The sequence below is a fragment of the Nocardia sp. NPDC005745 genome, from assembly GCF_040630775.1.
Taxonomy (GTDB): domain Bacteria; phylum Actinomycetota; class Actinomycetes; order Mycobacteriales; family Mycobacteriaceae; genus Nocardia.
The window spans coordinates 94281-120531 of the sequence record NZ_JBEXYF010000023.1; the positions used below are offsets into that span (position 1 = coordinate 94281).

The following is a 26251-nucleotide window of genomic DNA, read 5'->3' on the forward strand; positions in this document are numbered from 1 at the left end:
CTGAGTTATGCAGGTCGTCGAGCGTGTACGGATGCGGATCGGCCACCGGTACCCGGCGTCTGATGGCGGGTCGGTAGCGCCGGGACCGCTACCGCTCGGCTACCGGGGACAGGCAGCTGGCGGGTGGATCGACGAACACGCAGATGGCCGGGCCGCGGGTGGGTCGGTAGTCGCCGGGGACTCCGCCCCCGGCGATCACCTGCGTGTAGGTGCCGACGGCGTCGGTGGGGCGGCGGGTGAGGCCGGGGTCGGTGCGCACGTCCACGGTGTAGAGCCCGAATCGTGGTGTGTAGCTGCCCCATTCGTAGTTGTCGGTGAGACTCCAGTAGTTGTATCCCATGATGTTCATGCCGTCGGCCGCGGCGCGCTGGATCCAGTAGACGGTGTCGCGGAGGTGATCGCTGCGGGTGTAACCGTCGGCGCGGGGGCGGCCGTTCTCGGTGGGCATCCCGTTCTCGACGATGTAGAGCGGTTTACCCGGCAACCGGCGCGAATAGTATTGCAGCGCATAGTAGATGCCCTCCGTGCGCAACGGCAGGTCCCAGATCTGCGGTCCGGGCAGGTCGGGCATGGCCGAACCGCTGGCCCGCGCGATGGACTCGATCAGCGACTGCGCCGGGTCGTAGGCGAAGTAGTAGTCGACGCCGACGTAGTCGAGGCGATCGGCGATGCGATCGATCAGCGGGCCGTTGACCTGCGCCTCCGAGCCGGCGACGTAGCCCACATTGCTGGTCACCTGCGCACCCGGCTGCCTCTGATGGATGTAGTCGTAGGCGGCGTTGTGTACCTGTGCGACCCGCTCCAGCATCTCGCCGGAGTCTGCGGCGCCCCTGCGGACCTCGTGCACGATGTAGGCCACGGGCTCGTTCACCGTCACCCACAACGGGTTGCGGGAGGCGTAGCGGTCGACGACGGCGCGCATGTTGGCCAGCCAGTCGTCGACCATGCGCGGGTTGCGCCAGCCACCTCGGTCGGCGGCCCAGCCGGGATACACCCAGTGATCGAGCGTGATCATGGGTCGCATCCCGGCCTGCTCGACGGCGCCGATGACGGAGTCGTAGAAGCGGAATGCGGCCTCGTCCCAGACTCCCGGCGCGGGTTGCAGTCGGGCCCACTCGATTCCGATCCGGAACACCCGCGCACCGAGGTCCGCGGCGAGTTGGACGTCCGACGCGTATCGGCCGTAGAAGTCGACCGAATCGCCCAGGCGGTCGTATCCGGGGGTGGCCCCGATGTACCGCGTCCAATTGCTGTCGGGCGCATGGCCTTCGGACTGGAAACCAGAAGTCGATACGCCCCAGAGGAAATTCCCGCCCAGTGCCGGTAGGCCGGCCACCGGCTGTACGGGCGGGGTGGCCGGCGATTGCGTGGCGAGCAGCAGCGTGGATGCCGCGCCGGCGAGCGCGGCCAGGACGTACCGACGGAACCGAGATCGCATTGGCCCAGAGTAACTGGGGCAGTCCACCGAGTGGCGGAATCCGCGTATCAGCGCGATTCGAAGACGCGGACGATCCCGGCCCCTGGTTTGCCGTCGCTACTGCATGGCGAAGCGCAAAAGTGCCTGCATGTCACCTTGTTTGATCTTGCCTTGGCGGTTGAGGACTTCGAGCTGCCATTGGTCGCCGTTGCGGAAGGCGCGGGCCACCGCATTGGCGTTGTCGGTGCCGAGCAGTGAGGGCCAGATGTCGGCGACCTGCTGGCTGTTGCCGCCGGTGGCGTCGTAGACCTTGAAAGAGATGTTGTTGGCCTTGTCGAAGGAACTGCCCTTCTTGAAGGCGGCGGCGACGAAGATGATGGCGTCGATCGCGGTGGGGACGTCGGCGAAGGTGACGTGGATGGTCTCGTCGTCGCCGGAGGCGGCGCCGGTCTGCTCGTCGCCGGTGTGCGCGACCGAGCCGTTGCCCAGTGGGTCGAGCGAATCGAGTCCCGCGAAGCGCACCGGTTCGCTGCCCTGCATGAGAACGGCGACCAGATCCAGGTCGACACCGCGTTTGCGGCGCGCCCAGCCGAGTGCGCCGCCGCTCGTGCCGGAGGACGGATCCCAGCTCACCCCCACACTCAACTTCGTGATCCCCGCGAGGTCCGCGGCACCGTCTTCTTTTCTGAGCGTAATCACGCCATCAGGATACTGATGCGGCGCCGCCGCGCCCGCGATGACGAAAACCCCGGCTGCTCACGGCTGTCCGGATTGGTCGCGGCACGCTATCGCAGGACCCGGCCACCTGCCGCCGGAACGATCACCGCTCGACGCGGCGTGCCCACCAGGCCTTGACCAGGCCGGTCGCGCCGACCTGCGCGCGCCTCCGGTTCGGCACGGTGGCGCGGCGGTCGAACACCGCGAAATCGCTGTCCTCGATGCGGTCGAGGATCTCCGCGTACAGCGTGGTGGCCGTGGTGACGCACGGGCGGGAACGAGGGTGCAGCAGAGCGATTCCGGCGCGCGCGAAACGGTAGATATCGCGGGTGATCGCGTGCTGCGCTGCCAAGGCTTCGCGGACACGCGGCTCGGTGCGCCGGCGTGTCAGGCACCAGCGCAGGAGATCTCGGTCGACGCCGAACGCGGCCAGTTCGTCGGTGGGCAGGTAGACCCGGCCACGCATCAGGTCTTCGGCGACGTCGCGCAGGAAGTTGGTCAGTTGGAACGCCTTACCGAGCGCGGCGGCATGGGGTGCGGCCTCGTCGGCGCAGGTGGCGCCCAAGACCGGGAGCAACTGCAAACCGATGACTTCGGCCGAACCGTAGATATAGGTGTCGAGTGCGGCGCGGTCGGGATAGTCGGTCACCGTCAGATCCATCCGCATCGAGGCGAGGAAGGCGTCGAACAGGGCCGCTGGAATGCGATAGCGATCGGCGGTGTCGAGAATCGCGGGAAGCACGGCGTCGGCGTCGGCGTCACGATCGCGGAAGTGCACGGCGAGTGCGTCCAGTTGCCGGGCCCTTTCGGCGGGTTCGCGACGCACGTCGATCTCATCGAGGATGTCGTCGGCTCGGCGCGCGAATCCGTACAGGGCGTGCACTGCCGGCCGTTGATCGGGCGCGAGCAATCGGGTCGCCAGGAAAAAGGTCTTTCCGTGGCGTGCGTTGAGCTGTCGACAGTACCGGTAGGACCGGTGCAAAGCCGGGCCGCTGATTCCGGTTTCGGGGGCGGTGCGGGTCATCTCGGCTCCGATCACTGTCATCGATCAATTCGGCTGGTGCTGAGCGCGGCTCGCACGGGTAGGGTGCGCCGGCGCCCTTGCGGCTCGAGGCCGGTGACGCGATCCGCGGCGAGCCGCCCGGAGATCAGCACCGGCGGAATCCCCACTCCCGGGACGGTCGAGCCCCCGGCCAAGACGACGTTGTCGATACCGCGGATCATGTTGGCCGGCCGGAACGGACCGGTTTGGGCGAACGTGTGCGCGAGCGCGAACGGGCTTCCCGCGCGCATGCCGCGCCGCGCCCAGTCGGCGGGTGTGTCGATGCGCAGGATCTCGATATCGCCGAGTCGCGCGCCGAGTCGTTGCTGAGCGATCGTCAGGATCTGGTCCGCGTAGCCGGTGCCCGCTCGCTGCCAATCGATGCGGCGGCGTTCGAGGTTCGGCACCGGCGCGAGGACCGACAGCAGGTCCCGTCCTGGGGGAGCCGTAGCGGGATCGGTAGCGGTGGGGCGGGTGACCAGCAGCGAAGGATCGCGCATCACCTGTCCGCGCTCGATGATGTCGTCGAACGATTCCTCCCAGGCGGCCCCGAACAGCAGGCTGTGATGCGCGATTCCGGCCGCGGGCGCGCACGCGAGGTGGGCGATCAACGCCGACGGCGCGGAGGTCAGCGGAACCGGGCGCCGCGGCGCCCGCGCGACGAGGCGGTACGCCTCGTGCAGTTCGGTCGTCAACACCACTGCGTCGCACGGGATTCGGTCGCCGTCCTGGGTGCGCACGCCGGTGATCCGTGAGCCCGCGCGGTCCAGGGCGGTGACCGAGGTGTCGTAGCGGAAGCGAACACCGGCATTTGCCGCCGCGCTCGCCAGCGCATCCGGAAGCGCACGCATGCCGCCGCGCGGGAAGAACACCCCGCCGACGGTGTCCATGTAGGCGATCACCGCGTAGGCCGCCAACGCCCGGCTGGGCGCGACGCCCGCGTACAGCGATTGAAAGGTGAAGACACGGCGCAGCTCCGGGTCGCGGATGTAACGCCGGACAGCGGCATCCCACCGCCCGAAACCGCCCGCGGCGAGCAGCCGGGCCAGCGCGGGAGTCGCCATCGACAGCGGCGAATCGAAATTCGCCGAGATGAACCGGTCCATCTCCGCGCGATACAAACGCGTCAGCCAGTGCCGCAGACGGCGATAACCGTCGGCCTCGCGGGCGCCGGCGAACCGGCGGATCTCTTCCTGCATCCGCTCGGCGTCGGTGTGCACCTCCAGCGTCCGGCCCTCGGCGAAATGCGCCCGGTACGCCGGTTCCACGGGTATCAGCCGCACGTGGTCGGCGGCCCGCGCTCCGGCGGCGGCGAAGACGCTCTCGACGACGTCCGGCATGGTGAGGACCGTCGGGCCGGTGTCGAACCGGTAGCCCCCGACCTCCGCGTGCCCGGCTCGTCCGCCCGGTACTGAGTCGCGTTCCACCACGATCACTTCGCGCGCTCGGCCTGCCAGGTGCAGGGCTGCGGACAACCCTGCCAAGCCGGCCCCGACGATCACGATTCGGTCGGTGGCGCCTTCGACGGTGCGCATCGGTTCAACCTCCAGTCAGGCGACGCGTTCGGTGCAGGCGGCTGCCATGTGCGCGAGGGCGGCCCGCATCGGTGTGGGAAAGTCCGCGGCGTCCAGCGCGCCGTGTGCGCTGTCGACCAGCTCGGCGATCATCGTCTCGATCCTGGCCGGGGCGCCGGATTCGGCGATCAGCGTTCGGGCGCGGGCGATCTCGGCGGCGCCGAGCCGGGGCCGATGCAGCAGATCCGACAGTTCGGCCCGCGCCGCCGAGGTCGCCAGTTCGCGCGCAAGGACCACAACGCTGGTCGCCGTCCGTTCGGCGAGGTCGCTGTCGGCGGGTTTGCCGGTCACGGCCTGCGACCCGAAGATGCCCAGAACGTCGTCGCGCAACTGGAACGCCTCGCCGATCGCGGCGCCGTACCGGCCCAGGGCGTCCACTACGGTCGCGCCGCAGCCGGCCATCGCGGCGCCCATCTCCAACGGGCGTCGCACGGTGTAGTTGCCGGATTTGGCTCGTGCGATCGCCAGGACGGAGTCCAGCGCCGGCTCCAGGCGCGCGTCATTGAGCAGATCCGCGAACTGGCCGGTCGCCAGCTCCACCCGCATGCCGTCGTAGCGCGGCCATACCCGCGCGAGCGCGGACTCGGAGAGCCCGCTTTCCCGGAGCATCTGCTCGGCCCACACCAGGCACATATCCCCGAGCAGTGTCGCGGCGGATTCGCCGTATCGGACGGAGGAGCCGGGCGCACCGGTGCCGCGGTGCGCCGCGGCGAACCGGACGTGCGCCGACGGGCCGCCGCGACGCGTCGCGGACTGGTCCATGACATCGTCCTGCAACAGCGCGAACGCGTGCAGCAGTTCCAGACCGGCCGCCGCGCGCAGGGCTGCCGGGTTATCCGGCGCCCCGCACAGCCAGCCGAGGTACATGAACGTCGACCGTACGCACTTGCCGCCCAAGGCGTATTGGCGCAGAACGTCCTGCGCGCCCAGGCGAGTGAGGGCGGCAGGGCACGCCCGCACGAGAAAAGCACTGATCTCGTCGAGTACCTCCCGGCGCACCGCGTCCCGCCACAGCGAGAAAGAGGGCGCGGCGCCGAACACCGGAAACCCCGTGACCGAATCGGTCGCAGCCTCGGACGACACGACGCTCATTCCCGATCCCCTTCGTACGCCTCGGGCGCCTACTTGTACTTCAGCGATGCTACTCATAATGATGCACTATCGAGGCGAGAAGCAGCCCTGCCAGGTCTGAAAGTCGCCCGCGAAGCCGAAACCGCCGCTACATGTCGGGGTCGAGACGCCGGTGACCGAGACCGTCGCGCCGGGGCCTGCGATTCCGATCGACAACCCCGGGCGTACGCCGGTCGTGGTGACCGTCGCGCCGGGGCCGAGCGCGATCGCGGCGGGGCCGGACAGCGCCGCCGAGTTCGAGGTGGCGACGCCGCCGTTCTGTGCTATAGCCAGGGAGAGGCTGGTCGGCGCGGCATCCGCGCTGGCCTTTCCATCGAAGCCGTATGCGGCCGCGGCGCCGCCCGCGCCACTGGTCGCCGAGCACGAGGCGCCACTGTCGGAGTTCTGGGTCGCCGTGAGGCCCGGAGCGGGGCACCCCGCCGGGGCGGCGGTAGCGGCGGGTGCGGCGAACAGCAGGCCCAGTGATGCCGCGCCCACACCGGCCGTCAACCCGATCGAGCGCGTGAGGGTAAGTCGGTTCATGGTGTTCTCCTTCGGGAGCATTGGCTTACAGGGCTTCACACTACGCTCCTAATGATGCAAAATCGATGCATCGGACGATTGTTTCGAAAGGAACGGAGGACGTGCTGATGCGGAGGCCGCCGGATAGCCGCTCGGCCCGCGGCGTCATGGGCGCGTGGCCTGACAGCTCACCCGGCACTCCGAACCGTGACCAGCCCACGCGGTGCGGCGATGGTTGACGAACAATCCACTCGCTACACGGTGGGCGCGGTGGCGGCCAGGCTCGGCATTCCGATCGCCACCCTGCGCAGCTGGAACCAGCGCTACGCGATCGGCCCGCCGAGCCACCGGCCGGGCGCACACCGTCGCTATTCCGAATCCGATATCGCGGCCCTGCGGCGCATGATCGAACTCGTCGGAGCCGGCGTCACACCGGCCAGTGCGGCACGACAAGCACGTGCCGAAGCTCCGGAAGGACCGGCGGGTCGCAGCGCCCTCTTGGCGGCGGCCGAACAGCTCGAACCCGATCTCGCGCTTACCGAGGTCATGGCCGGTTTGGACCACGACGGTGTCGTCGCGACCTGGAATCGGCTGTGCCGTCCGGCATTAGCGACGATCGTCACCGGGCAGGCCGGCGGGCGAGGTCTGATCGAGGTCGAGCATCTGCTGTCCTGGGCGGTGATCGCCGGCCTGCACCGCATGTTCCCGCCGGTGCGGCGCCCGCGCTCTCAACCGCCGATTCTGCTCTCGTGTACCGCGGGCGAGTACCACGTGCTGCCCCTGGAGGTGCTGCGGGCCGCGCTGGCCGAGCGGGGTGTCGTGGCGTTGTTGCTGGGCGCGGCGGTGCCCGACTCGGCGCTGACCGACGCCCTGTCGCACCACGACCGCCCGTGCGTGCTCACGCTCTGGTCACAGGTGTCCGCCACCGCCACACCGGAAACGATCTGTGCCGTGCGCCGGACCGCGGCACGGGTGCTGGTCGCCGGACCGGGCTGGTCCGCGGTCCGGCTGCCGCCCGAGGTGTCCTACGTCCGCACGCTGGAGGACGCCGTCGCGACTCTGTGCGAGTTCGGGCGCGCCGCCGGGTGAATGCGTTCGCCACCGGCCCCGGCGCGTCTGGAACTGTTCACGTCGCAGCGCCGACGCCGCCGCATCGGAGTTGGCCTGCGTCATCCGCTCCCGGGAAGCGGTCGCGTGCGTCAGCGCTGGGGTCCGCCGCGGGGGACGGCCGAGACCGCGCACCGGATTTGGTTACCGGCAGCAACCGCCTTCATCGAACGCGGCCTTTCGGCAGTTCACCGCGGTGGACGCAGAAGGTATTCCCCGGCGAGCTGGACGGCTTCGCGTTTGCTGTACCCGGGGTGGTCGGCGACGATGAAGTGGCGGCCGATTGCGAGGGCGAACGTCAGGGTGCTTCGTGCTTCGATCTCGTCGGGGTCGGTGACGAAAGCTCCGAACATCGTGCGCAGGAAGTCCATTCGCTCGTTGTCGATACGCCGCAGGCGCGCCGCGACGGACTCGTCGTGGCGCGCCCAAGCCCGCACCGCGATATCGATGCGGTGCAGGTCCTCCGCGAAGGTCAGTTGTCCCGCGCGGCGGATCCGCTCGGCGGCATCGCCGCCCTCTGCCTCGGTCTGGGCGATGACCGCTGTCGTGCACCGGCGTTCCCACTCGTCGAGCATCGCCGTGAGCAACGCGGGACGGCCGTCGAAGTACCCGTAGAACCCGCCTTTCGTGACGCCGAGTTCGGCGGCGAGCGTCTCGACGCGGACGGCTTCGGGACCTCCGCGGGCAAGGGCCTCGAGGCCCGCCTCGACCCAGCGGGCTCGTGTGGTGCGGGGCACGGCGGGAATCCGGACACCTCCATTGATCGCGCTGATCTTATACGTTACCGTACAAATCATCTATACGGCACCGTACAAAAGATGCCGAGCAGCCACCGGAAGGTCACGATGAACACCAACAAACGGTTGCTCCGTTGGGCCGCCGTGATCATGCTCGTGCTGGGTACCGGGCACATGTTCTTGCTGGCGCTCACTGCCTGGGCGGACATCACCGGCTGGATCGATCGGGGGATATGGGCGGCCGTCCCGCTCACGCTCGCGGACGGAGATGCGGTACAGACGACGGAGTCGCTACAGAACAAGGTCACATTCTGGGCCGGTCCGGGCTGCTTCGCCGTCCCTCTGATCCTGTTGGGTCTGCTGATCCGGCATCTCGCCGGGCGCGGGGTGCCCGTGCCCGCCGGGATCGGCTGGGGCCTCGTGGCATGGTGTGCGCTAGGGGGCGTCCTTCTGGTGCCGTCCCCGTTCTTCGTCGGGATGATCGCCGGGGTACTCGTCATCGTGGCGGCGCGCAAGAATGATCGACCGACCGTGTCAGCGTCGAGTACAGAGGTGCGAAGCTGACCTGTGTGTCGCCGCACGGCCTGACGGCGCACGCCGACGGCCGACCTGCCTGCCGCACTGCGATAGGGCTGATCATCCCGGTCGACGACCAGCCCCTTCCCTGGCTACCTGGAGGGCACGATCGGAGTGGCCCCGGCCGGTCCCGGCGCAGGAGGAACCAGCGCGCCGGCCGGTGTATTCGTACTCGGTGCCGACCGGCCAGGTGGCGGCGCCAGTATTTGCAGTGGGAGTGCCGGTGCCTGCGCCGCGGGTCCTCGGCTGCCGGGGGCGGGCTTGTCGTCGCCGCACGAGGGAGCGCTGTTTGCTTCGCCGCAGGTGGCTCCTGAACCGGCCGGAACGATCGGCTCGGCGGAGGCGCCGGCCGCGGCGATGATCAACGAGACCGACACGCCGACCGGAGCCATCCAATGGCGCATGGGGATCACAGCCATATCGGGTCACCGTAGACGGCGACCGAATTGTCGGCTGTGGCCGTGGAAATCGACACGATCGCGAACGAGCGCAGGCTCACCGCGCCCGCGCACGCATCGATCTTGATCTGGATCTGGTCGACCGAAATCGAACCATGCGCTCCCGCAAGCGGTTTGGTGCCGAGCGTGATGCTGTTGATGGTGCCGGGCTTGATCGTGGTCGACATGTTCGGCAGGGCAAGCGCGCTGCCGCCGACCGCGAGACCGGGGGAGGGGGCCACGGTCACCATGGCGTTCGGGCCGATGGCCGCGGACAGGCCGACGGTGAGGCCGTTGGACACGTCGGCCTGGCATCCGATCTGATATCCCAGCTGCAACGTCCCGGAGTTCACCGCTTCCCGGCCGTCGCCGCCGATATCGGCGGCCGCCGACAAGGTGACGAACCCTTCCCTGCTGAACGGCGTCGCGGCGAGATTGGGTACGCGCTGCACGTCTTCCGCGGTTTTGCTGATCCGCAACTCCCAGCCGTCCTCGGTCCCCACGACGCGAGATTTGTCTGCCATTTGATCAGCGGTCGCGGGTGCGGCGGTCATGCCGAGCGCCGCGGTCGCAGCGATGCCGAGCATCGCTATCGTCGAGCCGTTCAATGAAATCCTTAGTGCTGGTAACAGTTCCACGTGATAGTACTGACCCGTCCCGGGCCGTGGCACGCCAAACACCCAGTACTGGGTAGCAGGGGATTCGCTGGAGTGGATCGCCGGTCAGCGGTGGATATATCCCCTGGTGAGCGGGGCGTCGTCGAGGCGAGGGGCGATCGATTCACCGCCGAGCGCCTGCCGCAGAATCGCCTGTTCGTCCTGGATGACGTGCATGACGGCGTTGATCAAGGCGAGGTGGGTGAACGCCTGCGGGTAATTGCCCCAGTGGCGGCCGGTCCGGGGGTCGATCTCCTCGGCGTACAAACCCAGCGGGCTCGCGTAGCCGAGGAGTTTCTCGCACAGTTGTCTGGCCCGTTGCTTCTCGCCGATCTCCGACAGCGCCGAGACCAGCCAGAACGAGCAGATCGTGAAAGCGCCCTCCTCGCCCGCGCATCCGTCGTCGGTCTCACCGACGCGGTATCGCAGGACCAGGCCGTCTTCGGTCAGTTCGTCGGCGACGGCCAGCACGGTGTTGCGTACCCGTTCGTCATCGGGCGGCAGGAAACGAACCAGCGGGATGAGCAGGGTCGACGCGTCCAGCGCCGTGCTGCCGTAATACTGGGTGAACACCCGGCGGGAGTCGACGGCATGTGCGCAGATGTCGGCATGGATCTCGTCGGCGGCCTTTTGCCAGCGCTGCGCCCGGTCCGAATCCTGGTGGATGCGGGCCAGCCGGGCGCCGCGATCGGCGGCGACCCAGCACATGACCTTGCTGGAGGTGAAGTGCTGGGGTTGCCCGCGAACCTCCCAGATGCCATGGTCGGGCTCGCGCCAGTAGGTGAGGGCGCTCTTGACCGCACGGCCGAGCAGCGGCCAGGCCCGGGCGTCGATTTGATCTTGGTGACGGGCGTAGAGGTAGACCGCGTCCAGCGCCGCGCCCCACACGTCGTGCTGGCGTTGCCGGTATGCCTCGTTGCCGATGCGCACCGGCGTGGCGTTGTCGTAGCCACGCAGGTGGGGCAGGGTCTGTTCGGTGAGATCGGTTTCGCCGCCGATGCCGTAGACGATCTGCATGTCCTGGGCGTCCTCGGTCAGGTCGAGGATGTAGGAGAAGAAATCGTTCGCCTCCCAGCTGAAGCCCAGTGTGTACAGGCCCCACAGGGCGAAGGCGGAGTCGCGGATCCAGGAATAGCGGTAGTCCCAGTTGCGCCCTCCACCAGGGGTTTCGGGCAGTGAGGTGGTGGCAGCGGCAGCGACGGCGCCGGTCGGGGCGAAGGTCAATCCCTTGAGGGTCAGCGCGCTGCGGGTGAGTTCCGCGGTCCACGGGTGATCCGGGAAGCGCCCGCCTGCGAGCCAGTGCCGCCAATGGTGGATCGTCCGCAGCAGCCGCTCTTCGGCCTCCTCGGCATCGCAGGGGGCGTCGCGACTACCCCAGGCCAGAGCGCAGAACCGGGTGTCGCCCGTCTTCAGTAGGGTGCGGGCGACCGCGTGCGTGCCTTCCAATCCCAAGCGCATGTCGGTGCTCAACGTCAGTTGCAGATCGGTCCCCTCGGCGCTGGCCTGGGCGAGGTGATAACTGCCGAGATAGTCCCATCGGGCGCGATACCTGCCGTAGTCGAAGGCCGGTTGGCAATCGAGCCCGAACTGGATCTGGCCGGTCTCGCAGTGCACCGTGCGCAGCAGGATGTGCTCGGCGTCGTAATCGGTGGGGGTGCGCCGATGCGCACTCCGGCCCGGTGTCTGGTGGCGCCACGGCCCCACCAGCAGCACGTCGCGCACTGTCGCCCACCCATCGCCGCTGCGCCAGCTCGTCTCCATGACCATCGTGCCCGGGATGTAGCGACGGTCGGTGGGCACCACGAAATCGGCGGGAGCGAAGCGGAACGAGCCCGCGGATCGATCGAGGATCGCCGCGAACACGCTCGGAGAGTCCATGCGGGGCAGACACATCCACTCGATGGCTCCACTGGGGGAGATCAGGGCGGTGACCTCGCAATCGGAGATGAACCCGTAGTCGTCGATGCGCGGGAACGCCGTGAGCCGCGGTGTGCGTTCGATCTCGTCCATGCGTTTCTCCATCGTCGTCTCGGCGCTTACCGTCCGGCCGGAGTCATGTGACGCTCACACCAGCCCACCATCTCGCGGGTCGGCTCGGCAAGCCCTCGGCAACTAACGAGGGTCTTCGGCAGGGGGCGCGTCCGGGCTGACCAGCCGCCGGGCGGCCAGGACCGTGGCGGCGCGGCGTGCGGTGCGGTTGTGATGGTCGGTGCGGGTGGCGTGCATGGCCGCGGTACGGGCCAGATCGGTCAGCATGACGATCAGGGTGATGGGCTGGAATTCCGCCGTGATCAGCCCTTGGTCTTGCCCGCGCCGGATCTCGGTGAGCTTTCCCGCGATGATCCGGCGGATGGCGTCTTCGGCGGCGGGGATGTGGGTCTGTTCGATCTCGGCCCACGCCTGCAGGCGGGCGTTGTCGGGGTGGGTGACGTAGTGGTCGAAGAGCCGGCCGACGTAACCGGGCAGGTCCGCGGCGTCGAGGGCGGTTTCGTCGGTGGTCTGGGTGACCCATTCCTCGGTGACCGCGGCGTACAACTCGTCCTTGCCCGCGAAGTACGCGTAGAGCCGGTCCTTGCTCGCCTTGGCCGCCTCGGCGATGCGATTGATGCGCGCGCCCGCGATGCCGTACTGGGCGAACTCCGCTTTGGCCGCGACGAGGATCCGCTCCCGGGTGGCCTGACCTGCTGCGCGCATGGGCGAATCCTATCTTGCCGAACCCTTTGGTTCGGATATAGAGTTTCCGAACCAAAAGGTTCTGGAAACCGCACCTGGGAACGAGGATGGTTATGGGCTCTACAAGGACCGACTGGCGAGATCTCGCCGCGCGGGAGACCGGGGTGACCGCGGCCGAGTTGGATGCGCTGTGGGCCGATCTACCCGCCGCGCGCGCCGAGGACATCCTGGGCGAATGGAAGGGGGCGGCGTTTCCGACCGAGCATCCGCTGCGCAAAGCGCTCTCGGTCAGTCGCTGGTACGGCAAGACATTCCACAGCGTGCTGGACGCGAAGCCGTTGATCTGCCGCGCCGAGGACGGGTCGCTGTTCTCCAACGTCGAACTCGGCGGCGGCGGGGAGGCGACGCTGTGGAATATCGAGTTCCGCGGCGAGGTGACCGCCACCATGGTCTACGACAGCCGCCCGGTCCTCGACCACTTCAAATGGCTCGACGAGAACACGCTGATGGGCATCATGAACGGCAGGCCCGATGTGGTGCTGGCCCACGGCGAGTACTTCTACTTCCTGCTCGAGCGGGTCTGAGCGATGGTGACCACCACCGCGGTGCTCTCGCGCGACCCGGCCGCGCCGTTCACCGTCGAAGCCGTCGAGATCGATGAACCGCGCGACGACGAGATCCTGGTCCGGGTCCAGGCCACCGGGATCTGCCACACCGACCTGATCACCCGTGCGGCGGGCGCGGCCGACCGTCCGGTGCTGCTCGGGCACGAAGGCGCCGGAGTGGTGGAGGCCGTCGGCGCGTCGGTGACCGGTGTGCGGCCCGGTGACCGCGTCGTGTTGACGTTCCGGCACTGCGGAACGTGCCGGAACTGCCGGGCCGGACGGCCGGCGTATTGCGTGCGGGCGGCGAAGCTGAACCAGTTCGGCGCCCGGGCGGACCGCTCTTCCCGGGTCACCATCGAGGGAACCGCGGTGCTGGACGGGTTCTTCGGTCAATCGAGCTTCGCCGCGTACGCGTTGACCACCGCCGACAACACGGTGGTCGTCGACACACAGGTCGATCCGGCGATCCTGGCTCCACTGGGCTGCGGGTTCCTGACCGGCGCCGGAGCGGTGCTCAATGTACTGCGACCGGGCCGGGACGCCCGCGTCGCGGTCTACGGCGCGGGTGCGGTCGGGATGGCGGGCGTGCTGGCGGCCTTGGCGAGCGAGGTCGCCGAACTGGTCGTGGTGGAGCCGTCGCAGTGGCGGCGGGCGCTGGCGCTGGAACTCGGTGCCACCGCGGCCCTGGATCCGGCGGCCGACGACATCGTGCCCGAGATGCGGAAGCTGACCCACGGCGGGGCGACCCACGCACTCGACACCACGGGATCGTCGCGTGTGCTCGCCACGGCGGCCGCCGGGGCCGCGCTGGGCGGCACCGTGGTCGCGGTCGGCCTGGGTACCGGCGTCCCGGAGATCGACTTGCGGGATATCGTGCTGGGTGGCAAAGGGATTCGCGGTTGCCTCGAAGGCGACGCGGTGCCCGCGACCTTCATTCCGCACCTGCTGGACCTGCACGCTGCCGGACGCTTCCCCATCGACCGTCTCGTGACGACGTACCCGCATACCGACATCAATGCCGCGCTCGCGGAGCAGCGCGACGGCAAGGTCGTCAAACCCGTTCTGACCTGGTGACCGGACCGACACGCCATGACCTCGCTGGTTGGGGCGAGGCAAAAGGGGGATAACCCGCGAAAGGGCCGGATGCGAGCACGGGCATGCGGCCCCGCGACCGCAGGAAGGGGCCGGGATGGTGTCGAGCACGCTCGCCGCGCTGTACCAGGCGTCCGCGCCGGAGCCGCCCGGTCTGCTGCCCGCGCGCCAGCAGATGGCCTTCTCGCTGGGCTGGCATATCGTGCTGGCCTGTTTCGGGGTGGCGTTTCCCGCCATGATCTACGTCGTGCATCGCCGGGGAATCGTCCGTGCCGACCCCGTCGCCTCGGGATTGGCCAAGCGGTGGGCGACGGTGTCGGCGATCCTGTTCGCCATCGGCGCGGTCTCCGGAACGGTCCTCAGCTTCGAGATGGGCTTGTTGTGGCCGGGGCTGATGGGTCGCTACGGCGACGTGCTCGGCTTGCCGTTCGCCTTCGAAGGGCTCTCGTTCTTCATCGAAGCGATCTTCCTGGGCATCTACCTCTACGGATGGGGCCGCATGCCGCCGCGCAGGCACCTCGCGATGCTCATCCCGATGGGCGTCGCTGGGGTGGTCGGCACATTTTGCGTGGTCAGCGTCAACGCGTGGATGAACAATCCGACCGGCTTCCGGCTCGTCGACGGCGAGGTGACCGACGTCGATCCGTGGCGCGCGATGTTCAACGACGGCGTCTATCTGCAGTTCGCGCACATGTGGGTCGGGGCCTTCATGGTGGTCGGATTCCTCGTGTCGGGTGTCTACGCGGCAGGTCTGCTGCGGGGCCACCGCGACCAGCACCATCGGCTGGGGTTCACGGTCCCGTTCGTCTTCGCGACCGTCGCCGCGGTCGCGCAACCTCTCATCGGGCACGTGTTGGGGATGCGGGTGCACGATACGCAACCGGCGAAGCTGGCCGCGTTCGAACTGGCCGCCACCACCGAGGGCCCCGCCCCGTTGCGATTGGGCGGCGTGCTCGTCGACGGTGAGGTCAGGGGAGCGCTCGAGATCCCTCGGCTGGGTTCGATCATCGCTCGCAACTCCCTGACCGCACCCGTCCCCGGCCTGGACTCGGTCCCCGTCGAGGATCGGCCACCGGTCAACATCACCCACCTCGGCTTCCAGACCATGGTCGCCATCGGCACCCTGCTCGCGCTCATGGTGATCGTGTTCTGGTTGCTGCGCTGGCGGCGCCGCGACCTGCTGGCCCGGCGCTGGTTCCTCTGGGCGGCGGTGGTCGCGGGGCCTCTGGCGGTTCTCGCGCTCGAATGCGGGTGGATCGCCACCGAAGTGGGCCGCCAGCCGTGGACGGTGTGGCAAGTGCTGCGTACCACCGACGCCGCCAGCATGAGCACCGATCTGTGGTGGAGCTACGTCAGCGTGTTGCTGGTATATATCGGGATGACGGTGGGCGCGATCATCGTCCTGCGCTCCATGGCCCGCCGCTGGCGCACCGGCACCGCGACCATCACCGCTCCGTACGGGCCGGGAGCATCGCCGGTCGACCAGGCGCAGCGCACTCGCAGCGTCGGAAAGTCCTGACCGATGGATCTCTCCGACGTGGTCGCGACGGCGATGTTCATCGGGGTGGTGCTCTACGCACTGTTCGGTGGCGCGGACTTCGGCTCCGGATTCTGGGACCTGACCGCGGGCGGCCCCCGGCGCGGAAGCCGCCTGCGGGTGCTCATCGACCACAGCATCGGACCGGTGTGGGAGGCCAACCACGTCTGGCTGATCTACATCCTGGTGTTCCTCTGGACCGCCTACCCCGCGGCGTTCGCCGCCATCATGACCACCTTGTTCATCCCGATGTGCCTGGCGCTGCTCGGAATCGTGCTGCGCGGGGCGAACTTCGCCTTCCGCAAGTACTCCGCGACCCTGGGCCAGGCGCGCCTGTTCGGCGCCTTGTTCGCCGGTGCGTCACTGATCACGCCGTTCTTCTTCGGCACCGCCGTCGGAGCGATCGCCTCCGGCCGGGTGCCCGCCGAGGGTTACGGCGACCCGGTGCGTTCGTGGCTGAATCCGACCTCGATCCTGGGCGGCACCCTGGCCGTCGGAACGTCCGCCTTCCTGGCCGGAGTCTTCCTGACCGCCGACGCCGCACGTTCGGATGATGGCGCCCTCGCCGGCTATCTACGTTCCCGCACGCTGATCGTCGGCGGGGCGACCGGGGCGGTCGCGATCGCGGCGATCCTCCCGATCCGGCATGACGCACCGACCCTCGGTGCCGAGCTGCTCGGACGCGCCCTGCCGCTGATCGCACTCTCGGCCGCCGCGGGCGTGGCCACCCTGGTGCTGCTGTACCGGCGTCGCTTCGGGTGGGCACGGGTGCCCGCGGCGGCCGCGGTCGCCGCGATCGTCATCGGATGGGCGGTCGCGCAGACGCCGTGGATCCTCGTCGACCAGATGCTCATCGCGGATGCCGCGGGCGCCAGGGCCACCCTGCTCGCACTGCTCGCCGTCGTCGCCCTCGCCGCCGTCACGGTGCTACCCGCGCTGGCCTACTTGTTCTGGCTCACCCAGACCGACGCGTGGGTACGCGAGCAGCCCGGGTCCCCGGAAGAGGCGTAGGACACCGCCGGCTTCCGCGCACCTCGCGACGGATCCGCGAAGTGATACCGAAAGAACGGTTTGTTTGTGGTCGAGGGTGGTATCCGCTGCACGTATCGGTTCGACAGCGCGGTCGTGCCGGTACGCGATCGGGGCATCCCCGCAGCTCGACGACCGGCCGGTTCGACGTTTGTCACGAATACTTCGCGCCGCACGAGACGAGATGCCCTCTTCCGGAGGATGAACGGCGCGAAGGATTGCATCGTGATCGAGGACATGAACATGCCCAGCACCGACGACGACGACCGAGACCGGATCATCTGGCCCGAGTCCAGCGCTTCGAACGCGTGGTGGGCGGATGTCATGGGCCACCGATTCCCCCGAACCCAGACGACGACCTCGAGTTGACCTCGCCCGGCCCCGTTCCGATCGCGGCTGCGCCGCTCAGCCGCGACCCGGGCGTCGCCTCGGTACGGGGCCGGTGTGCGCCGCGCCGCGTTCCGCGGCGGTAGCTTTGGTCGTCGGGCCGTCGTCGCGGCGTGGACGACCGTCGGTGCCGAGGGCGGTCACATGAACCGCCCACCGGTGACCTCGAGCACGGTCCCGGTCATATACGACGACAGATCCGAAGCCAGGAACAGTGCGACGGAGGCGATCTCGCTCACCTCACCCGCCCGCCCGAGCGGAATCTCGGCCATCTTCTGATCCCACACCTTCTGCGGCATCGCCTCGGTCATCGCGGTGCGGATTAAGCCGGGCTGGATCGCGTTGACGCGCACGCCCAGGTGCGCGAGTTCCTTCGCGGCGGCCTTGGACAGGCCGACGATGCCCGCCTTGGCGGCGGAATAGTTGGTCTGGCCCGCCAGCCCGATCTTGCCCGACAGCGACGACATGTTGACGATGGTTCCGCTGCCACGCTCGCGCATGATCGCGCCGGCCAGCCGGGTGCCGTTCCAGGTGCCTTTGAGGTGCACCGAGATCACCTGGTCGAACTGGTCCTCGGTCATCGTGCGCATGGTGGCGTCGCGGGTGATCCCGGCATTGTTGACCATCACGTCGACCGGGGAGAACGACTCCGCGGCCGCGTCGAGCAGAGCCTGCACCTCCTCGGCGACGGTGACATCGCAACGTACACCGCGCGCGACGGCCGCGCCGCCGAGACGTTCGGCCGCCTGCGCGGCGGCGGTCCCGTCGATGTCACCGACGACGACGCGGGCGCCCTCGGCGACGAATCGCTCGGCGATCGCGTAACCGATTCCCTGTGCGGCGCCGGTGATCACGGCGGTCTTGTCTTGTAGCAGTGGGCCGGTCATGAATCTTCCTCACGGTGGTCGGTCTCGGGGACATTGCCGATATGCGCCGGATGCGCTGGGCGCGTCCGATTATCGGCTTGTCGACCATGATCGACGACCGCCGCGGTGTCGGCGCGGTCGATCGCCGAACTGAGGGATCCCGCCTCGAAAGCGGCGACGACGCCACCCATCACCTTCGCCGTGCCCGCCCATGCCGCGGCGCCGGCGCGAGGACCATCACCCGTGCATAACCGAAGCAATGGTGTGGCCACCGGGGGAGCAGGGGGGCGTATTACGTGCCGGAGTTTTCGGGCTCCGGTGAACGGTGCAGGTTGCGCAGTTCGTCGATGATCTCGATCGCCGTCAAGGAAGAGGTCGCGGCGCCGTCGCGGATCCGGGCGGCGAGGCCTGCCGGGCAGCCGGGGCCCGGCCTGGACGTGGTGGCGCATGCCGTGCAGCCCTCGACGGCACCGGCGAGATGGGCTTCGACATTGCGCGCGTCGAGCGCGGCGATCAAATCGAGTCCGCTCAAGAAGTTGATCGGCATGTCGATGAGTTCCTCTTGCTGAATGTCCGATCGGGCGTGCGAATCGCACGTGTTCTGTTCCGGCCGTCTTCATGCCGCACAGCCCGACTCGACCGAGGCGGGACGGGCTGCAGCGGTGTCCGGCGGGTGAATCCATTGCACGGCCGACGGCATTGTCGGCCTGCCGACGTCGTTGTCGGGGCGGATGTCCGGTGACGTCGTTGTCGTTCGGACGAGGAGCTGCACGCGTATATATAGGCTCCGCATCGGTAATGTAACAGATGGATATACCTATTGGGAACCCTCCAGCAAACTATGCCTCAGCGGCGTAAAGGCACGGCTAGGCGAGGCGGTGCGTGGGCGTGACGGTGCGGATCCGAAGCAGGATGTCGAACCAGTCGCCCACTCCGGCGCCGGCGATGTGATGCTCCGCGTCTCGGTCCGGGCGGTAGGTGCCGATGATCAGGCGCACTCGGGTCGGTTGGTGCAGCCATCGCCGGACCGGGCCGGGCGGCGCTGTGCGCAGGTCGAGTAGATAACCGGCGTGGTCGGGATCATCCAGCGCGCTGTCGGCGAACTCGGCCGACGGAGCCGGAACCGTCAGATTCGCGCGCAACTCGCCGGTGTGAAACGCGATCGCCAGGGACAGATAGCCGGCGCCGAAGCGCTTGCGCAACAGGAATCCGGTGGTCGGGAACTCCTGGGACATCGCCGCGATCGTCAGCCGCGGGGCGACCGCGGTGTTCGAGATCCCCTCCCAGTACGCGATCCGCTGTCCGGTGCGCTCGTGCCAGGCGGCGATTCGGTCGGCGGCGTCCGCGGCCTCGGCGGCGAAGTCGCGGCGCCCGGACGCGGTGCTGAATTGGTGGTATCGCACGATGAGCCGCGCCGCGTCGAGCGCCGCGGGTCCGTCGGCGGCCTCTGGTAGCGATTCGACCAGCGCCAACGCGTCCCGGGCGTGGTCGACGAACGGTCGGCCGGGATGGGTGCCCCCGGCTCGCTGGAGATGCTCACCCACTCGGTGCGCGGAGATTATCGGGTCGTAATGCGCGCGCAGGTCGTCGAGCCGCTCCGGTGCCACGGCGGCGACGAAGTCGCAGACCTGCGCGTAGTGCGCAGGCTTGGCCGCTTCGGGCGTCAATCCGAACAGCCGCACCGGATCGTCCGGATGCGCGCGGTTGAACTCGCGTAACCACCGCAGTACGGCGAGGGTCTCGGTATTCCGCCAGGGAACCCACGCGTCACCGAGTAGTTCCCGGGGATCGCCCTGGCCGGTGCGGGTGTAGGCGTCGAGAGCCGCGACCACCGTCTCGTCGTCCAGCAGGGCCAGCGCCCGGAAGCCCTTCCGCTCCACCAGCGTCCGCAGGACTCGGTGCGCGGTGACGGATACTTCGTGCCCGGCCCGGGTGGTCATGCCGATGCCGGCGACGACGACGTCTTCCATCGAGTCGGCGAGCGCGGGCAGGGCCCCGGGTGACCTGTCGTCATGAGGAATGTCGAACGGTCGGACCGCGTTACGAAGCCACTCGGCGACCTCGACTGCCTCGGATTTCCCCTGCGTCATCATGCACTCCCGACGGTTGAACAGCTGCCTGTGCCGCCCGGGGTAACCCGAAGCGCAAAGCGCCTTTGACATCAAAGATAATTATGTTTGAGGACAAATTAAATTGGCGCGCTGCCGATGTCAATCCCATAGGAGCGTGGCCTCCAGGGCAACGTCCGTCCGGGGAAAGTCGTTCAGGAGGTGGGCGTGCCCAACAGCCGGGCCCGCCGGGTGAGGGTGAGTCCGATTCCCTCGGCGGCCGCGCGGACCGCTGCCGCGTGGTTCTCCGGATGGAACCGGTGGGACGGCCCCGCCACACTGATCGCGGCCACGACCCGGTCGGCCTCGCGGACCGGGGCGGCGACGCACACCAGGCCGGGCGCCGATTCCTCGAATTCGAAGGCCACGCCGTCGGCCGCGATCCGATCGAGCTGGTTGCGCAGCGTGCCGGGCAGGATCATCGTCCGCGGGGTGTGGCGCAGAAGCGGTCCCGCCAGTACCTGGTCGCGCAGTGCCGCGTCGGCGTTGGCCAGCAGAACCTTGCCGATGGCCGTGCAATGCGCGGGCATGCGGCCTCCGATCCGGGACGGGGCGCTGGCCTGACGACGCCCGCCGATCTTGGTCAGGTACACGACATCCGTGCCGTCCAGAACGCCCAGATGCACGGTCTCGTGAATACGCGCGTTCAACTCCTCCAGGAACGGAATCGCCACCTCGAGCAGGCTCCGCTCCACCGACGCGCGCATCCCGAGCTCGAACAGATGCCCGCCGAGCCGGTACCCGGCCTCGGTCCGGTCCAGCAACCGCACCGCCACCATGTCCGCCAGCACCCGGTGCAAGGTGCCCTTCGGCATCCGGGTCCGCCGCGCGAGTTCGGCCAGGCTCAACGCGGTGTCATCGATCGAGAACGCCTCGAGCACCGCCATGGTCTTGCCCAGAACGGTCGAACCGTCTACCGCACGACCGGCAGCCGCAGATGACACCGTCGACCTCCAACCCCTCGGGCCCGATCCACTCTACTCGGATGGCGTTCGGCTCAGCGGAACGCATCGCTGGCGGGCCGCTCCCGCCTGCGGCGACAGTGGGATCACCGTTCCGTCCTTCCTCACGAATTCCGGGATCCCGATGCCAACACCTCCAGGCCTCGACCGACCTTCGGCGGACACCGCCACGATTGCCGCCGCCGACCTGCTCGGCGCGGCGGCCCGCTCCGGCACCCCGTGCGCGCCGGTGCGCGATCTGATCGGTTCCGACGATGTGGCCGCGGCATACGCGGTGCAGGAACTGCTGACCGCCGAGCGCGTCGCGGCGGGTGGCGAGATCGTCGGGCGCAAGATCGGCTTGACCTCACCGGCGGTGCAGCGCCAGCTCGGCGTCGATCAACCGGATTTCGGAGTGTTGTTCGACGAGATGTACTACCCGCAGGACACACCGGTGCCGCTGAGCCGGTTGCTGCAACCGAAGGTCGAAGCCGAGGTCGCGTTCGTGCTCGCCGCGGACTTGGTGGACGGCCCGCTCGATGACGAGCAGGTTCGCGACGCGGTCGGCTACGCCGTGGCCGCGCTCGAGATCGTCGACAGCCGCATCGCGGGCTGGGACATCACGTTCGGCGACACCGTCGCCGACAACGCCTCCAGCGGCCTGTTCGTCCTCGGCGCCGAACATCGCACGCTCGATTCCTTCGACCCGGTCTCGGCGCGGATGCGCATGTCGATCGACGGCGTCGAAGCGTCGACGGGAACCGGCGCCGCCTGCCTCGGCGATCCGCTGCACGCCCTGGCCTGGCTGGCGCGGACCACTCGGGAGTTCGGCCGTCCGCTGCGCGCCGGGCAGATCGTTCTCTCCGGAGCGCTCGGACCGATGGCCCCGATTCAGGGCCCCGCCACCGTCACCGCCGACATCACCGGACTCGGCTCGGTGACCGCGACCTTCATCCAGGAGTGAGACCATGAACGACAACCCCGCCGAGCTCGTAGTCGCGGTGATCGGGTCGGGCAATATCGGCACCGATCTGATGATCAAAGTGATCCGGCACTCGACGGTGCTGGAGATGGGCGCGATGGTCGGCATCGACCCCGAATCCGACGGCCTCGCCCGCGCGCGCAGGTTCGGCGTCCCGACCACCTCCGATGGCGTTCAGGGACTGCTCGAGCTGCCGAACTTCGACGAGATCGACGTGGTCTTCGACGCGACCTCCGCCAAGGCCCACGCCGCGCACGCCGCGGTGCTCGAACCGCTCGGCAAACGCCTGATCGACCTGACCCCCGCGGCCCTCGGCCCGTTCGTCATACCGGCGGTGAATCTGGACGAACATCGGCACGCCCTCAACGTCAACATGGTCACCTGCGGTGGGCAGGCCACCATCCCGATCGTCGCCGCTGTCTCCCGCGTGACGCCGGTCGCCTACGCCGAGATCGTCGCGTCCATCGCGTCGAAATCGGCGGGGCCGGGTACCCGCGCCAACATCGACGAGTTCACCGAGACCACCGCGCACGCGATCGAAGCGGTCGGCGGCGCCCAGCGCGGCAAGGCGATCATCATCCTCAATCCGGCGGACCCGCCGCTGATCATGCGCGATACGGTGCTGTGCCTGATCACCGCGCCCGACTCCGGCACGCACGAGGCGATTCGCGAGTCGGTGGAGCAGATGGTCGCCCATGCGGCCACCTATGTGCCCGGTTACCGCCTCAAGCAGAAAGTTCAGATCACCGCCGTCCCGCAGGATCAACCGGTGCACACCCTGCTCGGCCCGGACGCGGCGGCCACGCCCACCCATCAGGTGACGGTCTTCCTCGAAGTCGAAGGAGCCGCCCACTACCTCCCGGCCTACGCGGGCAACCTCGACATCATGACCTCGGCGGCCGTGCGCTACGCCGAATCCATCGCCGACACGATCGCCGCCGCACCGGCAGGACAGGAAGCGCTCCGATGACCACCCAGCTGTTCATCCAAGACGTCACCCTTCGCGACGGCATGCACGCGGTGCGCCATCGCATCACTCCCGACGACGTCGGCCGGATCGTGGCGGCGCTCGACGCGGCCGGGGTCGACGGCATCGAAGTCGCCCACGGCGACGGCCTCGCCGGAGGCAGCCTGAACTACGGCCCGGGCAGCAACACCGACTGGGAGTGGATCGAGGCCGCCGCCGACAACCTCACGCACGCCCGGCTGACCACGCTGTTGTTGCCCGGTATCGGCACCATCGAAGAACTGAAGCACGCCTACCGGCTCGGCGTCCGGTCGGTGCGCGTGGCCACCCATTGCACCGAAGCCGATGTGTCCGCTCAGCACATCGCCACCGCACGGGAACTCGGCATGGACGTCTCCGGATTCCTGATGATGTCGCACATGGCCGAACCGGCTCGCCTGGCCGAACAAGCGAAATTGATGGAATCGTATGGGGCGCATTGTGTCTACGTCACCGATTCCGGCGGCCGGTTGACCATGAACGGCGTCCGCGACCGGGTCCGCGCCTACCGTCAGGCGCTCGATCCGGGCACCGAGATCGGTATCCACGCGCACGAGAACCTCTCGCTGTCGGTGGCCAATTCCGTGGTGGCGGTCGAAGAAGGCGTCACCCGGGTCGACGCCTCGCTCGCCGGCCACGGTGCGGGAGCGGGCAACTGCCCGATCGAACCTTTCGTCGCCGTCGCCGATCTGCACGGCTGGAAGCACAACTGCGATCTGTTCGCTCTGCAAGACGCCGCCGACGACTTGGTGCGGCCGCTGCAGGATCGCCCGGTGCGCGTGGACCGCGAAACCCTCACGCTCGGCTACGCCGGGGTCTACTCGTCCTTCTTGCGGCATGCCGAAACCGCGTCGCGGCGCTACGGCATCGACGTGCGCACCATCCTGCTCGAGGTGGGACGCCGCGGGCTGGTCGGCGGGCAAGAGGACCTCATCGTCGACATCGCGCTCGACTTGTCGGCCGGCGCCGGCGGGTAATCGCCGGGATATCGGCCGGGGCGGTGGAGGAGCCTCTCCGGTGCTTCCTTTGCGCGCGTGCGAGACTCGCTGCGATGCTCACCTACTTTCAAGCGACTGTCATCGGTGCGGTGCAGGGGGTCACCGAACTCTTCCCGGTTTCCAGCCTGGGGCACTCCGTGCTGGTCGCGGCATGGCTCGGAGGCGATTGGGAGAAGCTGACCGGCGAAGGCGAGTCCGGCACGGGCACACCGTATCTGGCGTTCGTGGTGGCGCTGCACGTGGCGACGGCGGTCGCGCTGCTCGGCTACTACTGGCGGGACTGGTGTGCCATCGTCGCGGGTTTCCTCACCACGCTGCGAACCGGGCGCCTCGACACCATCCCGCAGCGGCTGGCGTGGTTGATCGTCATCGCCACCGTTCCCGTCGGCGTGCTCGGCTTTCTGCTGGAACATCCCTTGCACGCCTTGTTCGGGGCGCCGATCTACGCCGCCGTCTTCTTGGCGCTCAACGGTGTCGTGCTGATCATCGGTGAGGGGCTGCGCCGACGGAACGAACCGTCCCTGGCCGAATACGGTCGGCGGTTCGCCCTGCGGCGGGCCCACAGCGGCACTCTCACCGCCGAGGCGGAACCTCGCCGCCAATCCGACCGGCCATTGGCCGCTCTCGGGCCGAGGGACGCCCTCGGTATCGGCTTCGTCCAAGTCGGCGCGCTGCTGACCGGTTTCAGCCGGGCGGGCCTGACCATGGTCGGCGGTCTGTGGCGTGGTCTCGCACACGAGCACGCGGCGAAATTCGCCTTCCTGCTGGCCACTCCGGCGATCCTGGGCGCGGGACTGCTCGAGATACCGGAGCTGGTCGGCCCGGAGACCGACGGCATCCGGGGGCCGGTGCTGGTCGGCGCCCTCGTGTCCGGGGTGTCGTCGTGGCTGGCAGTGCGGTTCCTGGAGCGGTACTTCCAGACCCGCACGCTGCTGCCGTTCGCCGTGTACTGCCTCGCCGCCGGGGCCGTCTCGGTCGTCCACTTCGGCTGAGGTCTCCCTCCGCCGGGCGATCGAGTGACCGAGGTGCGATCAACTGGCCTCCCATTCGTCGGCCTGCGCTTCACCATCGGTGTCCAGGTAGACCGTCGCGCCGACGGTCCCGCCCGCGATCAGTTCGATCAGGGCGGCGGAGGATCCCGGTTCGCCGCTGGGCAAGATCTGGGATTCGTAGGTGAGTTCGGCGTGGTCGCGCAATTGTGCGGCGGCCGTGGCCAAGTCGTCGTAGCTGAGGGTTCGATCCCCGAGGAAGGCGGTGTCGCTTCCGCGCAATGTGCGGGTGCGGTGGGCGTAGGTGACCGGCCGGGGTGATTCGGCGGCGATCTCCGCGACGACGGTCGGGTCGTCGAGGGCGAGCCAATCGACCGTGTCGCTGAACCGGTTGTCGCCGACCGTGAGGCCGATCTTGATCTCGAACTCATCGGGCAGCTGTGCGTCGAGTGCGTCGACCGGGACCACGGCGGCGCCGGTTTTCAGCACCGCCCAGGTGGCGATGACCGCTTCGATGCCGCGATCCAGTCGCACCGCCACGCCGGCGCCGGGGCCGCAGCCGCGCGCGATGAGCACGCGCGCCAACCGCGACGATCGGGTTTCGAGGTCGTGGTAGGACACGTCGATACCGTCGACGACGACGGCGGGGGCGTCCGGGTCGTCTTCCACCGCGGCCACGAGTGCCTGGGCCAGTGTGGCGCCCGCCGTCGTCGCCGCTGCCTGCGGTGCGGGGGCATCCGTTCTGGTTGTGATCCGTTCCCGTTCGGTTTGGTCGAGGATGTCGATGTCGCCGATGGGGGTGTGGGGGTTGGTGGCGATGGTGGTGAGGATGCGGTGGAGGCGGTGGCCGAGGGTTTGGATGGTGGTTTCGTCGAAGAGGTCGGTGGCGTAGGTGAGGATGGTGTCGAGTTCGGCGGGGGTGCCGTCGTGGTGGTGGTGGGGGTGGATGTTGATTTGGAGGTCGAATTTGGCTGCGACGGTGCCGGTGTCCAGGGCGGTGATGGTGAGGCCGGGTAGTTGCAGGGTGGGTTGTTCGTTGTTCTGGAATGACAGGACGACCCCGAACAGGGGGGTGTGGGTGGTGGCGCGGCCGGGGGCGACGACTTCGACGACGCGTTCGAAGGGGATGTCGGCGTTGGCGAA

Annotated in this window: 27 protein-coding genes; 11 read left to right on the forward strand and 16 right to left on the reverse strand. The window is 68.7% G+C overall.

What is annotated here, in order from left to right; translation table 11 throughout:
- Window positions 1-88 precede the first annotated feature (88 nt).
- From ABZ420_RS23830 to ABZ420_RS23855, 6 genes are all read right to left on the reverse strand, one after another.
- Window positions 89-1438 carry a family 1 glycosylhydrolase gene (locus tag ABZ420_RS23830; RefSeq protein WP_357126567.1) on the reverse strand — a complete coding sequence of 450 codons (1350 nt, stop codon included), beginning with the start codon at window positions 1436-1438 and terminating at the stop codon, window positions 89-91.
- 96 nt (window positions 1439-1534) lie between these two features.
- Window positions 1535-2116: a TerD family protein gene (locus ABZ420_RS23835; protein ID WP_040871596.1), complete on the reverse strand. Its 582-nt coding sequence runs from the start codon at window positions 2114-2116 to the stop codon at window positions 1535-1537.
- A 121-nt stretch (window positions 2117-2237) separates the two neighbouring features.
- Window positions 2238-3158: a phytoene/squalene synthase family protein gene (locus ABZ420_RS23840; RefSeq protein ID WP_357126639.1), complete on the reverse strand. Its 921-nt coding sequence runs from the start codon at window positions 3156-3158 to the stop codon at window positions 2238-2240.
- A gap of 17 nt (window positions 3159-3175) precedes the next feature.
- Window positions 3176-4711, reverse strand: a complete 1536-nt coding sequence (gene crtI, locus ABZ420_RS23845) for a phytoene desaturase family protein (protein ID WP_357126570.1) — start codon at window positions 4709-4711, stop codon at window positions 3176-3178.
- Between the two features lie 15 nt (window positions 4712-4726).
- Entirely contained in the window at window positions 4727-5842 is a 1116-nt protein-coding gene (locus ABZ420_RS23850; RefSeq protein WP_357126573.1) for a polyprenyl synthetase family protein, read from the reverse strand.
- Window positions 5843-5908: 66 nt separating this feature from the next.
- Window positions 5909-6403 (reverse strand): DUF6764 family protein, encoded by a 495-nt coding sequence (locus ABZ420_RS23855; RefSeq protein ID WP_357126576.1) that lies wholly within the window; start codon window positions 6401-6403, stop codon window positions 5909-5911.
- A 210-nt stretch (window positions 6404-6613) separates the two neighbouring features.
- On the opposite strand from ABZ420_RS23855, the gene ABZ420_RS23860 reads away from it, so the two are divergent.
- Window positions 6614-7471 (forward strand): MerR family transcriptional regulator, encoded by an 858-nt coding sequence (locus ABZ420_RS23860; protein ID WP_357126579.1) that lies wholly within the window; start codon window positions 6614-6616, stop codon window positions 7469-7471.
- Between the two features lie 206 nt (window positions 7472-7677).
- On the opposite strand, the gene ABZ420_RS23865 is transcribed toward ABZ420_RS23860, so the two are convergent.
- Window positions 7678-8286: a TetR/AcrR family transcriptional regulator gene (locus tag ABZ420_RS23865; RefSeq protein WP_357126582.1), complete on the reverse strand. Its 609-nt coding sequence runs from the start codon at window positions 8284-8286 to the stop codon at window positions 7678-7680.
- Window positions 8287-8307: 21 nt separating this feature from the next.
- Between ABZ420_RS23865 and ABZ420_RS23870 the strand changes: the two genes are divergently transcribed.
- Window positions 8308-8790, forward strand: coding sequence for a DUF6463 family protein (locus ABZ420_RS23870; protein WP_357126585.1), 483 nt, complete (start codon window positions 8308-8310; stop codon window positions 8788-8790).
- Window positions 8791-9211: 421 nt separating this feature from the next.
- Here the strand turns inward: ABZ420_RS23870 and ABZ420_RS23875 are convergent, their stop codons facing one another.
- The 3 genes from ABZ420_RS23875 to ABZ420_RS23885 form a co-directional block, all read right to left on the reverse strand.
- Window positions 9212-9877, reverse strand: a complete 666-nt coding sequence (locus ABZ420_RS23875; RefSeq protein WP_357126588.1) for an MspA family porin — start codon at window positions 9875-9877, stop codon at window positions 9212-9214.
- 84 nt (window positions 9878-9961) lie between these two features.
- Complete coding sequence (locus ABZ420_RS23880; protein WP_357126591.1) at window positions 9962-11905, reverse strand: glycoside hydrolase family 15 protein; 1944 nt, start codon at window positions 11903-11905, stop codon at window positions 9962-9964.
- Window positions 11906-12007: 102 nt separating this feature from the next.
- Window positions 12008-12589 (reverse strand): TetR family transcriptional regulator, encoded by a 582-nt coding sequence (locus tag ABZ420_RS23885; RefSeq protein ID WP_357126594.1) that lies wholly within the window; start codon window positions 12587-12589, stop codon window positions 12008-12010.
- 86 nt (window positions 12590-12675) lie between these two features.
- Between ABZ420_RS23885 and ABZ420_RS23890 the strand changes: the two genes are divergently transcribed.
- From ABZ420_RS23890 to ABZ420_RS23910, 5 genes are all read left to right on the forward strand, one after another.
- Window positions 12676-13152, forward strand: a complete 477-nt coding sequence (locus tag ABZ420_RS23890; RefSeq protein ID WP_357126597.1) for a DUF4334 domain-containing protein — start codon at window positions 12676-12678, stop codon at window positions 13150-13152.
- A 6-nt stretch (window positions 13153-13158) separates the two neighbouring features.
- A complete protein-coding gene (locus ABZ420_RS23895; RefSeq protein WP_357126642.1) occupies window positions 13159-14247 on the forward strand; it encodes an NAD(P)-dependent alcohol dehydrogenase in 1089 nt (362 codons plus the stop codon).
- A 115-nt stretch (window positions 14248-14362) separates the two neighbouring features.
- On the forward strand, window positions 14363-15784 hold the full coding sequence (locus ABZ420_RS23900; protein WP_357126600.1) for a cytochrome ubiquinol oxidase subunit I: 1422 nt from the start codon (window positions 14363-14365) through the stop codon (window positions 15782-15784).
- A gap of 3 nt (window positions 15785-15787) precedes the next feature.
- Entirely contained in the window at window positions 15788-16813 is a 1026-nt protein-coding gene (locus tag ABZ420_RS23905) for a cytochrome d ubiquinol oxidase subunit II (protein ID WP_357126603.1), read from the forward strand.
- A 243-nt stretch (window positions 16814-17056) separates the two neighbouring features.
- Window positions 17057-17200, forward strand: coding sequence for a hypothetical protein (locus ABZ420_RS23910; protein WP_357126606.1), 144 nt, complete (start codon window positions 17057-17059; stop codon window positions 17198-17200).
- A 158-nt stretch (window positions 17201-17358) separates the two neighbouring features.
- Here the strand turns inward: ABZ420_RS23910 and fabG are convergent, their stop codons facing one another.
- From fabG to ABZ420_RS23935, 5 genes are all read right to left on the reverse strand, one after another.
- Complete coding sequence (fabG, locus tag ABZ420_RS23915) at window positions 17359-18105, reverse strand: 3-oxoacyl-ACP reductase FabG (RefSeq protein WP_357126608.1); 747 nt, start codon at window positions 18103-18105, stop codon at window positions 17359-17361.
- Window positions 18102-18275 (reverse strand): hypothetical protein, encoded by a 174-nt coding sequence (locus ABZ420_RS23920; protein ID WP_357126610.1) that lies wholly within the window; start codon window positions 18273-18275, stop codon window positions 18102-18104. The genes fabG and ABZ420_RS23920 overlap by 4 nt, the downstream gene beginning before the upstream one ends.
- Before the next feature lie 101 nt (window positions 18276-18376).
- Window positions 18377-18631, reverse strand: a complete 255-nt coding sequence (locus tag ABZ420_RS23925; RefSeq protein WP_357126612.1) for a hypothetical protein — start codon at window positions 18629-18631, stop codon at window positions 18377-18379.
- A gap of 319 nt (window positions 18632-18950) precedes the next feature.
- Window positions 18951-20174 (reverse strand): erythromycin esterase family protein, encoded by a 1224-nt coding sequence (locus ABZ420_RS23930; protein ID WP_357126615.1) that lies wholly within the window; start codon window positions 20172-20174, stop codon window positions 18951-18953.
- A 173-nt stretch (window positions 20175-20347) separates the two neighbouring features.
- Complete coding sequence (locus tag ABZ420_RS23935) at window positions 20348-21079, reverse strand: IclR family transcriptional regulator (RefSeq protein WP_357126645.1); 732 nt, start codon at window positions 21077-21079, stop codon at window positions 20348-20350.
- A gap of 199 nt (window positions 21080-21278) precedes the next feature.
- On the opposite strand from ABZ420_RS23935, the gene ABZ420_RS23940 reads away from it, so the two are divergent.
- From ABZ420_RS23940 to ABZ420_RS23955, 4 genes are all read left to right on the forward strand, one after another.
- Window positions 21279-22097, forward strand: coding sequence for a fumarylacetoacetate hydrolase family protein (locus ABZ420_RS23940; protein WP_357126618.1), 819 nt, complete (start codon window positions 21279-21281; stop codon window positions 22095-22097).
- 4 nt (window positions 22098-22101) lie between these two features.
- A complete protein-coding gene (locus ABZ420_RS23945; protein WP_357126621.1) occupies window positions 22102-23085 on the forward strand; it encodes an acetaldehyde dehydrogenase (acetylating) in 984 nt (327 codons plus the stop codon).
- Window positions 23082-24098 carry a 4-hydroxy-2-oxovalerate aldolase gene (gene dmpG, locus ABZ420_RS23950; protein WP_357126624.1) on the forward strand — a complete coding sequence of 339 codons (1017 nt, stop codon included), beginning with the start codon at window positions 23082-23084 and terminating at the stop codon, window positions 24096-24098. Before ABZ420_RS23945 ends, dmpG begins: the two co-directional genes overlap by 4 nt.
- A gap of 74 nt (window positions 24099-24172) precedes the next feature.
- A complete protein-coding gene (locus ABZ420_RS23955) occupies window positions 24173-25111 on the forward strand; it encodes an undecaprenyl-diphosphate phosphatase (RefSeq protein ID WP_357126627.1) in 939 nt (312 codons plus the stop codon).
- Window positions 25112-25150: 39 nt separating this feature from the next.
- Here ABZ420_RS23955 and ABZ420_RS23960 read toward each other — a convergent pair.
- Window positions 25151-26251: AMP-binding protein (locus ABZ420_RS23960; protein WP_357126630.1), on the reverse strand; the 1101-nt coding region annotated here is incomplete at its 5' end.

What these genes read in the sequence shown, in the direction of transcription:
- ABZ420_RS23940 (WP_357126618.1), top strand. Translation starts at nt 21,279, where the DNA reads ATGCCAACACCTCCAGGCCTCGACCGACCTTCGGCGGACACCGCCACG.
- ABZ420_RS23850 (WP_357126573.1), bottom strand. Translation starts at nt 5,842, where the DNA reads ATGAGCGTCGTGTCGTCCGAGGCTGCGACCGATTCGGTCACGGGGTTT.
- ABZ420_RS23920 (WP_357126610.1), bottom strand. Translation starts at nt 18,275, where the DNA reads ATGGGTGGCGTCGTCGCCGCTTTCGAGGCGGGATCCCTCAGTTCGGCG.
- ABZ420_RS23855 (WP_357126576.1), bottom strand. Translation starts at nt 6,403, where the DNA reads ATGAACCGACTTACCCTCACGCGCTCGATCGGGTTGACGGCCGGTGTG.
- ABZ420_RS23860 (WP_357126579.1), top strand. Translation starts at nt 6,614, where the DNA reads ATGGTTGACGAACAATCCACTCGCTACACGGTGGGCGCGGTGGCGGCC.
- ABZ420_RS23870 (WP_357126585.1), top strand. Translation starts at nt 8,308, where the DNA reads ATGCCGAGCAGCCACCGGAAGGTCACGATGAACACCAACAAACGGTTG.
- crtI (WP_357126570.1), bottom strand. Translation starts at nt 4,711, where the DNA reads ATGCGCACCGTCGAAGGCGCCACCGACCGAATCGTGATCGTCGGGGCC.
- ABZ420_RS23955 (WP_357126627.1), top strand. Translation starts at nt 24,173, where the DNA reads ATGCTCACCTACTTTCAAGCGACTGTCATCGGTGCGGTGCAGGGGGTC.
- ABZ420_RS23930 (WP_357126615.1), bottom strand. Translation starts at nt 20,174, where the DNA reads ATGACGCAGGGGAAATCCGAGGCAGTCGAGGTCGCCGAGTGGCTTCGT.
- ABZ420_RS23890 (WP_357126597.1), top strand. Translation starts at nt 12,676, where the DNA reads ATGGTTATGGGCTCTACAAGGACCGACTGGCGAGATCTCGCCGCGCGG.
- fabG (WP_357126608.1), bottom strand. Translation starts at nt 18,105, where the DNA reads ATGACCGGCCCACTGCTACAAGACAAGACCGCCGTGATCACCGGCGCC.
- ABZ420_RS23905 (WP_357126603.1), top strand. Translation starts at nt 15,788, where the DNA reads ATGGATCTCTCCGACGTGGTCGCGACGGCGATGTTCATCGGGGTGGTG.
- ABZ420_RS23935 (WP_357126645.1), bottom strand. Translation starts at nt 21,079, where the DNA reads ATGGCGGTGCTCGAGGCGTTCTCGATCGATGACACCGCGTTGAGCCTG.
- ABZ420_RS23925 (WP_357126612.1), bottom strand. Translation starts at nt 18,631, where the DNA reads ATGCCGATCAACTTCTTGAGCGGACTCGATTTGATCGCCGCGCTCGAC.
- ABZ420_RS23885 (WP_357126594.1), bottom strand. Translation starts at nt 12,589, where the DNA reads ATGCGCGCAGCAGGTCAGGCCACCCGGGAGCGGATCCTCGTCGCGGCC.
- ABZ420_RS23880 (WP_357126591.1), bottom strand. Translation starts at nt 11,905, where the DNA reads ATGGACGAGATCGAACGCACACCGCGGCTCACGGCGTTCCCGCGCATC.
- ABZ420_RS23830 (WP_357126567.1), bottom strand. Translation starts at nt 1,438, where the DNA reads ATGCGATCTCGGTTCCGTCGGTACGTCCTGGCCGCGCTCGCCGGCGCG.
- ABZ420_RS23840 (WP_357126639.1), bottom strand. Translation starts at nt 3,158, where the DNA reads ATGACCCGCACCGCCCCCGAAACCGGAATCAGCGGCCCGGCTTTGCAC.
- dmpG (WP_357126624.1), top strand. Translation starts at nt 23,082, where the DNA reads ATGACCACCCAGCTGTTCATCCAAGACGTCACCCTTCGCGACGGCATG.
- ABZ420_RS23900 (WP_357126600.1), top strand. Translation starts at nt 14,363, where the DNA reads ATGGTGTCGAGCACGCTCGCCGCGCTGTACCAGGCGTCCGCGCCGGAG.
- ABZ420_RS23865 (WP_357126582.1), bottom strand. Translation starts at nt 8,286, where the DNA reads ATGATTTGTACGGTAACGTATAAGATCAGCGCGATCAATGGAGGTGTC.
- ABZ420_RS23945 (WP_357126621.1), top strand. Translation starts at nt 22,102, where the DNA reads ATGAACGACAACCCCGCCGAGCTCGTAGTCGCGGTGATCGGGTCGGGC.